The organism is Streptosporangium sp. NBC_01639, from assembly GCF_045209755.1.
Classification (GTDB): Bacteria; Actinomycetota; Actinomycetes; order Streptosporangiales; family Streptosporangiaceae; genus Streptosporangium.
This window is the reverse complement of record NZ_CP109272.1, coordinates 3,270,606-3,282,947: the sequence shown is the minus strand read 5'-3', so window position 1 is coordinate 3,282,947 and position 12,342 is coordinate 3,270,606. Positions and strand designations below refer to the sequence as shown.

The following is a 12,342-nucleotide window of genomic DNA, read 5'->3' as shown; positions in this document are numbered from 1 at the left end:
GAGTGTAAGCGCCCCCTGATCGCGGGGCCTCGCCGGGGCGTTGCCCGCCGAACGCACTCCGCTGAGGCGCCTCTTCCCACCGGGGTGTAGTTGTCACCGCAATCTCATACATCGCTCTTAACTCTTTACATCACGAAAAATCAACTCGAAAAGGAACGTTACCTCCTTCGTGTGTCCGGGAAGGTCCATATCCGCTCGGCATAATCCCGGTATCACTGTGATCCACTCGCCTATCGTGATTTCGTTTGGCGAGCCCCCCGACACCGATCCCGAAGGAGACTGGCATGAGCCAGAACTTGCTCGGCGGCAATCCCGCGGAAATGCAGCAGATGGCCACCCAGTTCACCCAGCAGGCCGACCAGGTGAGGGCCACGATGGCCGCCCTGGACCGGGAGGCCGCCAAAGTCGGCACCGCCTGGACCGGCCCCGGAGCCCAGCGTTTCACCGAGGCCTGGCAGAACTACCGCGCGGCCTTCCAGCGGATGTCCGAAGAGCTCGCCGAGGCTTCCCGGGTCATCAACACCTACCGCGGCAACATCGAGTCGGCCACGCGCTAGCCGGACCTCCTGGACGCCCTGGCCCATGCGGACCGGGGCGTCTGCTCATGTGACGGGCCCGGACGGGGAGCGGCCGGGTACGGCTCGCCGGCCGGGAACCCGTCATGGGCGACCCGGCACGGGCGATCCGTCATGTGACGGCCGCCTGGACGGGGGTCACCGACCCCAGGACGACCAGCAGGCCACGGCCGGGCGGGCCGCCGACCGCGCCGCGGGGGAGCCGGATGGTGAAGAGGTCTCCGTCGGCGGGGCTCTGCGCCGACAGCAACAGGCCGGTGCGGGCCTTGCGGGCCTCGGCGGCGAAACCGCGGTACGCGGTGGTCAGGTCGCCGGTGACGCCTCCGACGATCAGGCCGTGCTCGCCGTCGCGGCCGCTCCGGAGCACCTGCTCCAGGGCGGTGCCGAGAGGACTGTCCGGAGAGATCAACTCGGCGTCGTCGACGATCACCACATAGCGCTCCTGTCCCGCCACGGCCCCGGTCAGGTCGCCGTCCGCATCGAGCACGGCCAGCACCCCCGGGGCGTCCGCCATCGCGCGCAGCGGGCTGCGCCGGGGGGTGACCAGGACCACCGGCGTGCCCTGGGCCAGCAGGGAGTGGGCGGCGGTCAGCAGGGCCGAGGAGCGGCCGGACCTGGGCGGGCCCGCCACGATCGCGCCAGGCCCGTGGGCGAGCAGATCGACGCCGAGCGGGGCCAGCGAGTCGCCCCCGGCGCCGAGGAGCGCCCACAGGGGCGAGGGAGGCGTGAAGGAGGGGGCCAGCTCCATCGCCTGCGCCGCGGTGATCCGCATCGGCAGCGCGTCGACCCGCAGGGGCGGTTCGGAGTCCCCGACCCACCCGCCGGACTCCGCCGCGCTCCCGGGGAAGCGGGTGGGCACCGCCCGGATCAGCGCCTGAAGCGCGCCGACCTGGGCCGGGCCGGAGGGGTCGTCGCAGAGCAGGGCGATCTGGCTCTCGGCGATGCCGTACTCGCCGGTCGCCAGGGCCCGGCCGGGGGCGAGCGTGGCGGGCAGGTCCCTGACGGGCAGCCCGGCCAGGCCGTAGTCGGCGGGGTCGGCCAGGCGCATGATCAGCCGGTCGTCGAAGACCGTGGAGATCTGCCCGATCAGCGCCGACCGGTCGCCGGTCACCACGGCGCGCAGCCCGACCGCCGGGCCCTCCCGGAGGAGCTGCATCAGCGACTCGATCAGCCGCCCGTAGTCGTAGCCCTCGAACGCGGCGACGAACCCCTCCCATCGGTCGAGCATCAGCACCAGCCAGGGCAGCCGCGGCCCTCCGGAGACGGCGCGCAGCTCGGCCAGCGAGGCGTATCCGGCCTCGGCGAGCAGCTGCTGCCGTCGCCCGATCTCGGCGCGCAGCCGCGCCAGCAGCCGCTCCACCCGGTCGAACTGGTCGCGGGTCACCACCGCCCCGCAGTGCGGCAGCGCCATCAGCGGCAGCAGTGCCCCCGAGCCGCAGTCGATCGCGTGCACGTGCACGTCCTGCGGGGACGCCCCCGCCGCGATCGCCCCCGCCAGCGTGCGCAGCGCGGTGGACCGTCCGCTCCGTGCGGCACCCGCGAGCAGCAGGTGCCCGCCGTGCGCGAGGTCCAGCGCCAGTGCCCGCCGCTCCTGCGCCCACGGCAGGTCCGTCACCCCGAACACCAGCGGCGGAACCTCCTCGATCCCGGCCCGGTACGGCGGCGCGCCACCGGGCGGATCGGCGAGTCCGGGGGCGACCACGAGGTCGCCGAGCGGTTCGAGCCAGGGACTGGGCTGGTCCGGCACCCCGGCGACCCGGGCGGCGTCGGCCAGGGCGTCGGCGAGGATGGACAGGTCGGTGACGGGTGCCCCCTCGGCGGCCGCCTCGGGTGCGAGCGGGGACCGGCCCAGAGCCCGCCAGCCGACCTCCGTCACCCGTGCCCTGACGCCGGTGAGGCTTCCCGGGCTCCGGCCGCCGATCCTGGCGGTCTGCACGGCGGTCGCCGCGCCGGCGCCCGACTTCACATAGCACCGGCCGGGGGCGGACTTGGGGATGTGTGCGGCCTCCGGACGGCCGATGACGTCGGCCGACTCGGCCGCCTCCGTCACCCGCAGCGCGATCCGCAGCGAGGTGTTCGCCTGGATGTCGGCGGTGACCACACCGCCGGGCCGCTGGGTCGCCAGGATGAGGTGGATGCCGAGCGAACGACCCCGTCTGGCGATGTCCACCAGCCCCGTCATGAAGTCGGGCAGCTCGCTGACCATGGCCGCGAACTCGTCGATGACCAGCACCAGCCTGGGCAGCGCCACCGGAGGTTCGGCGCGCCCGCGCAGGGGCCTGGCCGGCGTCCTGCCACCGGCGACGAGGAGGTCGCGGGAGGCGCGGGCCGTCTGCGCGTCACGGAGCTCGTGGTAGTCCTCGATGTCCTTCGCCCCGGCGGCCAGCAGCAGGCGTTCCCTCCGGCGGATCTCGGCGGCCAGGGAGGTCAGGGCCCGCTGCGTCAGGTGGCCGTCCAGGTCGCTGACCATGCCGACCGTGTGCGGGAGCCGTACGCACTCCTTGAAGGCGGCCCCGCCTTTGTAGTCGATCAGCACGAACGTCATCTCGTCCGGCCGGTTGGCCACGGCGAGCGAGCAGATCAGCGTCTGCAGCAGCTCCGACTTGCCCGCGCCGGTGGTACCCGCGATGAGCGCGTGCGGGCCGTCCAGGCGCAGGTCGACGGTGAAGGGGCCGTCGGGGCCGATCCCGATCACGGCCTCGGTGGTACGGCCCCAGCGCCCGGCCAGGGCCGCGCCGGACACCGAGGGCAGCTCCAGCAGCTCCAGCAGCCGTGCCGAGGAGGGCAGGGTGAGGCTCGCGTCATCCCTGCTCACATCGCGGATCGGGGCCAGGGCGCGGGCGAGCCGGTCGCACCAGGTGGCCGAGACCTGGTCGGCGAGGATCTCACCGAGGTCGTCCAGGCCGCCGCCGCGCAGCCGCAGGCGGCCGTCGGCGGTCACGTCGGCGACGGTGGCGCACTCCTCGGGCAGCAGCCGCTGGTCGTCGTCGATGGCCAGGGTGTAGACGCCGGCCCGGGGGCCCTGGCGGAGCACCTGCGGCATGCCGGGCAGCGCGCGCAGGACCTGGGCGCCGTCCAGGACGACCAGCACGTCGTAGGGGCGCTCGTCGTAGACCGGGGCGGCCTCCGTCTTCTCCGGGCCGCCGCCGAGGTCGCCCCAGCCGGTCGGGACGCGGCCCGTTCTGATCAACGGGCCGTCCTCCTCGCCGAGCCGTCCGTCGATCAGCGCGGTCAGTTCGCTCACCCGGTGGGCGGCGGCCTCCGGATCGGCTCCGACCAGTGCCACGCAGTCCTCGCCGCCGTGCGGGGCGCAGTGCGGCAGCCAGCGGACCCAGTTCCATCGCTCGTCCCCGTCGCCGTGCGCGCAGAGCACCACGATCGCCAGGTCACGGGGGCTGTGCAGGGCGGCGGCCTGGCCGACCAGCCAGCGGGCCAGCCCGGCCGTCGTCTGCCGCGGCCCGGTCAGACCGGCGACGCCCAGGCGGCGCAGCGCCAGCGCCACCGGCGCCGCGTGGCAGTCCGGGGGGTCGGGCAGCGGGGTGTCCGCCGCGGCGGAGCGTTCCGGGGCGAACTCGATGCCGGCGGGCAGGTCGGCGAGGCCGACCCGGAGGCGGAGCGCGTCGGGGTCGTGGTCGCGGCGCTCCCACAGCCGCCGGCGGGGGCCGGTCGCGGTGAGCAGCAGCTCGGCGGGGTCGGGCGCAGCGGCCCGGCGCTCGGCCTCGTCGGCGGCGCGGGCCTCCTCCACCGCGGCCTCGAAGGTCTTCAGCCGCTCCTTGTACTGCTTGACCTGCTGGCGGTACTGCTTGCGCCCGTGCCGCCGGTCACTCCACCACTGACCGATCATGATCAGGGGGGTCATCAGCGCGAACAGCAGGTAGTACCAGGTCTTGAGCGCCACCGCCATGGCCACCCCGAGCCCGGCGGGCAGGAACGCGGTCAGCAGCTGCAGCCGCATGGTCTCGGCGCGCTTCGGTTCGGCGGGGACCTCGAACCGCCGCCCGCCGCCCGCGGCGCGGAGCCGGGGTGGCCGGTTGTAGGCGAGTCCTCCGTCGGGCTGGGCGTCCAGGTGCGCGTCGGGGGGCTCCACGGCCTTCAGGGTCAGCACGGTCGCGCCGCAGGTCAGCACGGCGTGCTCAGGCCACGGCGCGGGCCCTTCGAGGGGGTCGCGGTCCAGGAGGGGGTCGGCTCCCGCCACGGGCTCCACGGTGATGGCGTCGGGGGTGAGCCTGATCACGGCGGCCTGGCCGGGCAGTCGCCGGTCCGGGACGGCCACCGCGCAGGCGGGGTCGGAGCCGATGGTGTGGACGCCCAGGCTGAGGCGGTGCACGGACCCGGCGGCGGGCCCGCCGACCACCCGGATCTCGACGATGCCGCCGGGCTCCTCGGCCACCGTGGCTCCGGCCAGATCGCGGTCGAGGGTGACGAGGTCGCCGTCGCGGAGCAGGCCGAGCGCGGGGGCGTCGGGATCCAGCGGGCGGCCGTCCAGCCAGAGCGTCGGAGGCGTGGCGCCGGGAGAGTCGTGGCCCAGCCCGTAGGGGGCCTTGCTCCGGGTCAGCCGCACCACGTTGGTCGGCCGCTCGCCGGCCTGTCCGGCCAGCGACTCCGCCAGCCGCGCCACCGTGGTCGTCTCGTCGCCCTCGACCACGACATCGCGGTCGGTGTGCTCGCTGAGCACGGTGAGCATGATCCGCATCGCCGCTCTCCTCGGGTCGACCCGGGTCCAAGGTACAGAGTGGGAACGGTCCAGGAGGAGCTGTTTGCGGCAATCCCACGGCGCAGCGGCAGGTATGTGGAAAACATGTCAGCCTGTGGACAACTGTCGGGGGAAGTTGACCGGCTATGCCGTTCTTAATGGGCTTATGTGGATTCAAGGCGCCAAAGAGGTGGGGAGTTCACCGTACGAGGCTGTGGAAAACCCGGCCGGACACCGGCGTGTCCCGCCGGGGCCGGGTCGTGGTCCGGGACCGGGTTCAGCGCCGGGTTCGGGGCCCGGCCCGGAGTGCGCGGGCCTCCTGCGGACGGCCCTGCGCCCCGCCGGTCCCGGAGGTGGCTCCGGACGCCTCCCCGGGTTCCCGATCATCGCGTTCGATGCCGCCGTGAACGAACGCCATGACCGAATCCCTGTCCGAAAAGCCTGATACGTCTGGCTCCATGTGCGCTCGGAGCGAGATGGCGGAGGCCGACGGATTTTCCCCGTCCGAACAGGGCGGAAGGTATGGGAGGCGCGCGATCCTCCCGCTGCGGAGTGGGGAAATACGACTTCCGCGGTAATGGCATGTGTAAATATTGGTGGGTTGTTACGCGAGCCAATCTTGTCCCTTATCACCCGGATAAGTGGCCTGTCACCTATCCGGTCCGCCAGTTTTCTCCATGGCGACGTTGACAGAATCCTTCCTATCAAACGAGCATGGGTCCTGGCTTTTGTCCGCCAGTTCATCGGCATGGTGCGCATAATGGCGTAAATTCAACCAGTAGTTCCCATATTTGTGATCACTCTGGGAGACCCCCTGCCCATGAGGACCAGCGAGAAGCCAGCAGGCCGTCCGCCGGTGAACGCCGAGCGGCAAGGCTCGGCGGGCGCCCTTTCCGGACCGGCGTCACGCAAACTCCCCGTCCCCCCACGCGAGCGCAGACCCGCGCTCGCGGCTCTGGCCCTGCTGCTCATTCTGGGCGGCGCCCTCGCGACCACGCTGCTGGTCCTGCGCAGCGGAGACCGGGTCGCCGCGATCCAGATCGTCCAGCAGGTCGGCACCGGCCAGCGCATTCCGCTGGCCGCCATGCAGGAGGTCCAGATCGCCGACACCGGCATCGGCTACGTCTCCTACACGGACCGCCCCCGCGTCGCCGAGAACTACGCCCGCGTCACCCTGCTGCCCGGCACCCTCCTGACCAGGGAGATGGTCGTCTCTTCCAGCGAGGAGCTGGGCCCGGGCAAGGCGCGGGTGGGTCTGGCCCTCAAGCCCGGACAGCTCCCCTCGAAGCTGACGCAGGGCGACCGGGTCCAGGTCGTCCACGTGCCGGGCCGCGGCGGGACGGCCGACACGCAGAGTCGCGTGCTCGCACAGGCCGCCCTCGTCGACAGCGTCGGGGGCTCGGGCAAGAGCGGCTCGTCCGGCCAGGTGACGATCATCGTGGACGCCACGGTGTCGCCGACGATCACCGCCTACGCCTCCAACGGCGAGATCGCCCTGGCCGAGCTGCCGGGAGCGCGCTGACGTGGCTCTCATCGTGCTGGCTGCGGACAAGGGGGCGCCGGGCGTCACCACGGCGGCCACCGCGCTCGGCGCGATCTGGCCGCGCCCGGTGCTGCTCGCCGAGTGCGACCCGGCAGGCGGGGACATCGCCTACCGCCTCCCCGCCGCCGACGGCGGCGTGCTCAATCCCGCCCGCGGCCTGCTCACCCTGGGTGCCATGGCCCGCCGCGGCCTGCAGCCCGACCAGATCCACGAGCACACCCAGAAGATCGTGGGAGGTCTCGACGTGCTGGCCGGGCTGACCCACGGCGAGCAGGCCGCCGGACTGACCTGGCTCTGGAGCCCGCTCGGCCGGGCGCTGGCCGCGCTGCCGCACGCCGACGTGCTGGCCGACTGCGGCCGCCTCGGCGCGCACCCCGAGACGGCCGAGCTGACGGCCGAGGCCGCGATGGTGGTGCTGTTCACCAGAGCGAGCCTGGACCACGTCGCCCACCTGCGAGAACGCCTGCAGATCATGCCCCGGACCCCGCAGGTCGGGGTGGTGGTGATCGCCGACCCCAGGCAGTACCGCACGACGATCGACGAGGTCCGCCGGATCGTCGCCACCACGGGCCGGGAGGTCGCCTTCGTGAGTGGGCTCGCCCACGACCCCAAGGGCGCGGAGCTGCTGCGCGGCCAGTGGGGCGGCCGTCTGGACCGCTCCCTGCTGATCCGCACCGCCCGCGAGCTCGCGGGCCGTCTGGCCGCCCAGGTCCGCGCCCCGGAGCCCGCCGCATGACCATCGACCACACGCTGGTGAAGCGTTTCCGGCAGGAGGTCGGCGACCGGCTGGCCCACCAGCGCCGCCTGGACCAGGCCAGCGGCCTGGTGCCGATGAGCGGTGAGGACGAGCGCCAGTTCGCCCGCGCGCTGATCGCGCAGGTGCTGGAGGAGTTCGCGCGCGGCGAGATCGGCGTCGGCCGGACCCCGCCCACGGCCGAGGAGGAGGAGGCGCTCGCCGCCGGGATCCACGCGGCGCTGTTCGGGGTCGGCCGCCTGCAGCCGCTGCTGGACGACCCCGAGGTCGAGAACATCGACATCAACGGCTGCGACCGGGTCTTCGTCGGTTACGCCGACGGCCAGGAGATCATGCGCGAGCCGGTGGCCGAGTCCGACGACGAGCTGGTCGAGCTGATCCAGATCCTCGCCGCCTACAGCGGCCTGTCCAGCAGGCCGTTCGACACCGCCAACCCCCAGCTCGACCTGCGCCTGCCGGACGGCTCCCGGCTGTCGGCGGTGATGGACGTGACGATCCGCCCGTCCGTCTCCATCCGCCGCTCCCGGCTGGGCAAGGTCTTCCTCACCGACCTGGTGGGAAACGGCACGCTCACCCCCGAGGTGGGCCGTTTCCTCTCGGCGGCGGTGGCGGCCAGGAAGAACATCATGATCTCCGGCTCCACCAACGCGGGCAAGACGACCCTGCTGCGCGCGCTGGCCAACGAGATCCCGCCGTCCGAACGGCTGATCACCGTGGAACGCGCGCTGGAGCTCGGTCTCGACCAGTTCGCCGAGCTCCATCCCAACGTGGTGGCCTTCGAGCAGCGGCTGCCCAACTCCGAGGGCCAGGGCGAGATCACCATGGCGGAGCTGGTCCGCCGCTCGCTGCGGATGAACCCGTCCCGGGTGATCGTCGGCGAGGTCCTCGGCGACGAGATCGTCACCATGCTCAACGCGATGACCCAGGGCAACGACGGCTCGCTCTCCACCATCCACGCCAACTCCTCGATGGAGGTCTTCAACCGCATCGCCACCTACGCTCTCCAGGCCGCCGAACGCCTGCCGATCGACGCGACCCACATGCTCATCGCCGGCGCGATCGACTTCGTGGTCTTCATCGAGAAGCGCAACGAGTACGCCGCGGGCGGGCGGCTGCGCCGCTTCGTGTCGAGCGTGCGCGAGGTGGCGGGCGTGGACGGCCGGGTGCTCTCCTCGGAGGTGTTCGCGCTCTCCCCCGACGGCCGGGTGCTGCCGCACGCCCCCCTGTCCTGCATGGAGGAGCTCGCCCACTACGGCTACGAACCGGGGGGCTGGTCATGATCCCCGTTCCGCTCGTGCCGTACCTCTGGGGCAGGTCCGCCGTGATCTCCGTCCCGCCTGTGCCGTACACCCGGGGAGGCCGGCTGTGATCCCCGTCCCGCCCGGGCTCTTCGACCCGCTGACGCTGCTGGCCGGCGCGGCGGTCGGCGCGGGGCTGTTCCTGCTCGCCCTCGCCCTGTACGGCACGCGTCCCCGCCCCGCCGCCCCGGGGCGGAAGGCCGGCCGGCGCGCGTTCGTCCGGGCCCTGTCCACCCGGTTCGCGGCCGGTGCCGTCGCGGGAGTGCTGGTGCTGGTGGTGACCGGCTGGCCGGTCATGGCGGTGGGAGCCGTTCTCCTCGCCCTGGGATGGCGGGGCCTGTCCGGCGGCGCCGCCGAGGAGCGTACGGCGATGCGGCGGCTGGAGGGACTGGCCGCCTGGACCGAGTCGCTCCGCGACACCATCGCCGGGGCAGCGGGCCTGGAGCAGGCGATCCCGTCCTCGATCCGGGCCGCGGCGCCCATGCTCCGCCCGCACCTACTCGCGCTGGTGGATCGCCTGCACACCCGGATGCCGCTGCCCGACGCGCTCCGGCTGTTCGCCGAGGAGCTCGACGACCCCTCGGCCGACCTCGTCGTGGCCGCGCTGATCCTCAACTCCAAGCTGCGCGGTCCCGGCCTGCGCGAGGTGCTCGGCGCACTCGCCGTCTCCGCCCGGGAAGAGCTCGACATGCGCCGGCGGGTCGAGGCCGAGCGCCGCTCCACGCGTCGCAGCGTGCAGATCGTGGTCGGTACGGCCATCGCCTTCGCCGTCTCGCTGGTCGTGTTCAACCCCTCCTACGTCGAGGAGTACGACAACGCTCTCGGCCAGGCCGTCCTCGTGGTGGTCGCCGGGTTCTTCGGCGCCGGGTTCGCCTGGATGCGCCGCCTGGCCCGCTTCGACAAGCCCGCCCGCATACTGGGCCTGCCCTCCGGAGGCGAGGTGCGCGATGACTGAACCCCTGCTCGCCGGAGGGCTGCTCGGACTGGGCCTATTCCTGCTGGTCCGGGCGCTGTTCCCGGCCAGGCCGGGACTGGTGACCCGGCTGCTGGCGCTCGACGCGGCCAGGGAGGGCACGGCCGTCCCGCGCATGCAGCTCATCCTGCCCGACGAGGAGGTCAGCGCCTTCCGGCGGAGGCTGGGCGTACGGCTGGCGCACTTCTACGCGGCCCGGGGCTGGGAGGCCCACTCCGCCAAGGCGGACCTGGCCCTGCTCGGCAGATCGTTCGAGGGATTCCTGGCCACCAAGGTGCTGCTGGCCGTGTCCGGGCTGCTGGCGTTCCCGCTGCTGGTCGGCTGGCTGGTGCTGATGGAGCTGGGCATCTCGCTCGCGATCCCGCTCTGGGCGGCCCTGGCCGTCGCCGGGGTCTTCTTCGTCCTGCCCGACCTGCAGATCAAACGGGACGCCGCCCGGAAGCGCCGGGACTTCCGGCACGTCGTCGGAGCCTTCCTGGACCTCGTCGCGATGAACCTGGCGGGCGGGCGCGGTGTGCCGGAGGCGCTGATGATGGCGGTCTCGGTGGGCACCCCGGACGCCGGCGACGAGGGGGTCAACTGGGCGATGACCCGGATCCGCGAGGCGCTCGGCAACGCCCGGATCGTCGGCATCACTCCCTGGCAGGCCCTCGGGCAGCTCGGTGACGAGATCAACGTGGACGAGCTGCGCGACCTGTCCGCCGCGCTCGGCCTGGTCGCCGACGACGGCGCCAAGGTCCGCGCCTCCCTCACCGCCCGCGCCGCGACCCTGCGGCGCCGCGAACTCGCCGAGGTGGAGGGACAGGCAGGTGAGCGCTCCCAGTCGATGCTCGTCGCCCAGCTCCTGCTCTGCGCCGGCTTTGTGATCTTTCTCAGTTTTCCGGCCGCTATGAAGATGTTGGGGTCCTGACCATGCTGAGCCACCCGTGGATCGTCTATACGACCGCCTTCCTGAGCGTACGGATCGACAAGGCGCGCAACGCCCCCTCCCGGGGGGCCTCGGCCGTCGAGTGGGTCATCATCACGGCCATCATCGCCGGGGTCGCGCTCGGTCTCGCCACGCTCATCAAAACCCTGGTCGAAGGGAAGCAGAACGAGATCTCCTCCCAGTTCGGCGGCGGAGGTGGCGGAGGTGACCAGGGTGGCGACGGAGAGCCGTAACCGGCAGCGGGGCGCCGCCGTCATCGAGCTGGCGATGATCATGCCGGTGGTGCTCGCCGTCATCCTGCTCGTCGTGCAGTTCGCCCTCTGGTTCCACGGGCGGCAGGTGACCGACGCCGCCGCCCGGGAGGGAGCCCGGCTCGCCCGGGTCGACACCGACTCCTGGGAGGGCGACGCCACGGCGCGGGCCGACGAGGTGCTCAAGGCCGTCGGCCCGAAGCTCCTCGACGGCGCCACCGTCACGGCCTGGGAGGAGGGCGACCAGCGAGGCGTCGAGATCACCGCGACGGCGGTCCAGGTCGTCCCGCTGCTGCCGTCCACGACGTTCACCATCACCTCGCGGTTCGGCGGCCCGATCGAGTGCTTCCGCCCCGACGACGGGAGCGAGGGATGCCCGTGACCTCCCCGCCCCCCTCCGGCCGGAGCCGCGGACGTACGCGGCACCGGCGGGTACGGCCCGCGTCCGCGCGGCACGGGGGAGCGCGGCACCGGGGGCCGTGGCACGGCGCCGAGCGCGGGTCGCTGACGGCCGAGACGGTGCTGCTGGCCCCGGTCTTCCTGCTCTTCCTGCTCTTCCTGGTCGGCGCCGGCCGGATGGTGGAGGCCCAGGGCGAGGTCAACGGCGCGGCCAGGGACGCCGCCAGGGCCGCCTCGGTCGAGCGCACCATGTCCGACGCCGAGGCCGCCGCCGACGCGGCGGCCCAGGAGTCGCTGTCGGGCGACTGCACGCCCGAGGTGAGCCTGGCCGGTTCGAAATGGGAGGAGGGCGGCCAGGTCCGGGCCGAGGTGACCTGCTCGCTGGATCTGGACTTCCTCGGGTTCGGCGCCGCCAAGGACATGAGGGGCGACTCGGTGGTCCCGCTGGAGCAGTACCGGAGGGTCGAGGATTGAACCGCGCCGGTGACCGGGGGTCGATGTCGGTCTTCACGGTGATCTTCTCGGTGGCCGTCTTCCTGCTGGCCGGGCTCCTGGTCGACGGCGGGGCCGCGATCAACGCGCGGCTGCGGGCGGCCGACATCGCCGAGCAGGCGGCCCGGTCGGCCGCCGACCAGATCGACGAGGAGCACCTGCGCGCCACCGGACAGGCCCGGCTGCTGGACGAGGGCACCGCCTGCGGCAAGGCCGAGGAGATCGTCTCGGCCCACACCGTCGACGAGGTCCGGCTCGCCCAGTGCACGGCGGGCGGGGGCCAGGCCGAGGTCACCGTACGGGTCTCCGTGACGTGGAAGGCGTTCTTCCTCGCCGCCTTCGGCTTTTCCGGCTCAGCAATGGAGGCCGAGGCCACCGCCGGTCCGGACACGGGGGAGGACGACTGACGGCCCGGGGCGGCCGGGGCGGTCCCGGC

Annotated in this window: 12 protein-coding genes; 10 read left to right on the top strand and 2 right to left on the bottom strand. The window is 73.0% G+C overall.

The features are described 5' to 3' along the window. Positions 1-284 precede the first annotated feature (284 nt). Complete coding sequence (locus OHA77_RS14535) at positions 285-557, top strand: WXG100 family type VII secretion target (protein ID WP_184755698.1); 273 nt, start codon at positions 285-287, stop codon at positions 555-557. Positions 558-687: 130 nt separating this feature from the next. On the opposite strand, the gene OHA77_RS14530 is transcribed toward OHA77_RS14535, so the two are convergent. Then, on the bottom strand, positions 688-5,268 hold the full coding sequence (locus tag OHA77_RS14530; RefSeq protein WP_406318637.1) for an FtsK/SpoIIIE domain-containing protein: 4,581 nt from the start codon (positions 5,266-5,268) through the stop codon (positions 688-690). Between the two features lie 277 nt (positions 5,269-5,545). After that, positions 5,546-5,686 carry a hypothetical protein gene (locus OHA77_RS14525; protein ID WP_406318636.1) on the bottom strand — a complete coding sequence of 47 codons (141 nt, stop codon included), beginning with the start codon at positions 5,684-5,686 and terminating at the stop codon, positions 5,546-5,548. A gap of 402 nt (positions 5,687-6,088) precedes the next feature. On the opposite strand from OHA77_RS14525, the gene OHA77_RS14520 reads away from it, so the two are divergent. The 9 genes from OHA77_RS14520 to OHA77_RS14480 all read left to right on the top strand — a co-directional run bounded on the left by OHA77_RS14520 (position 6,089) and on the right by OHA77_RS14480 (position 12,313). Next, positions 6,089-6,790 carry a hypothetical protein gene (locus tag OHA77_RS14520; protein ID WP_326820086.1) on the top strand — a complete coding sequence of 234 codons (702 nt, stop codon included), beginning with the start codon at positions 6,089-6,091 and terminating at the stop codon, positions 6,788-6,790. A gap of 1 nt (position 6,791) precedes the next feature. Continuing rightward, positions 6,792-7,547: a hypothetical protein gene (locus OHA77_RS14515; protein WP_326820087.1), complete on the top strand. Its 756-nt coding sequence runs from the start codon at positions 6,792-6,794 to the stop codon at positions 7,545-7,547. After that, a complete protein-coding gene (locus tag OHA77_RS14510; RefSeq protein ID WP_326820088.1) occupies positions 7,544-8,845 on the top strand; it encodes an ATPase, T2SS/T4P/T4SS family in 1,302 nt (433 codons plus the stop codon). Before OHA77_RS14515 ends, OHA77_RS14510 begins: the two co-directional genes overlap by 4 nt. Before the next feature lie 85 nt (positions 8,846-8,930). Next, positions 8,931-9,818, top strand: coding sequence for a type II secretion system F family protein (locus tag OHA77_RS14505; protein WP_326820089.1), 888 nt, complete (start codon positions 8,931-8,933; stop codon positions 9,816-9,818). Next, entirely contained in the window at positions 9,811-10,746 is a 936-nt protein-coding gene (locus OHA77_RS14500) for a type II secretion system protein (RefSeq protein ID WP_326820090.1), read from the top strand. Before OHA77_RS14505 ends, OHA77_RS14500 begins: the two co-directional genes overlap by 8 nt. Positions 10,747-10,748: 2 nt before the next feature. Beyond that, a complete protein-coding gene (locus OHA77_RS14495; RefSeq protein ID WP_326820091.1) occupies positions 10,749-10,997 on the top strand; it encodes a hypothetical protein in 249 nt (82 codons plus the stop codon). Then, on the top strand, positions 10,969-11,397 hold the full coding sequence (locus OHA77_RS14490; protein WP_326820092.1) for a TadE family protein: 429 nt from the start codon (positions 10,969-10,971) through the stop codon (positions 11,395-11,397). The genes OHA77_RS14495 and OHA77_RS14490 overlap by 29 nt, the downstream gene beginning before the upstream one ends. Further along, on the top strand, positions 11,388-11,888 hold the full coding sequence (locus OHA77_RS14485) for a TadE/TadG family type IV pilus assembly protein (RefSeq protein ID WP_406318632.1): 501 nt from the start codon (positions 11,388-11,390) through the stop codon (positions 11,886-11,888). The genes OHA77_RS14490 and OHA77_RS14485 overlap by 10 nt, the downstream gene beginning before the upstream one ends. Next, complete coding sequence (locus tag OHA77_RS14480; protein WP_406318631.1) at positions 11,885-12,313, top strand: flp pilus-assembly TadE/G-like family protein; 429 nt, start codon at positions 11,885-11,887, stop codon at positions 12,311-12,313. Before OHA77_RS14485 ends, OHA77_RS14480 begins: the two co-directional genes overlap by 4 nt. Positions 12,314-12,342: the final 29 nt, after the last annotated feature.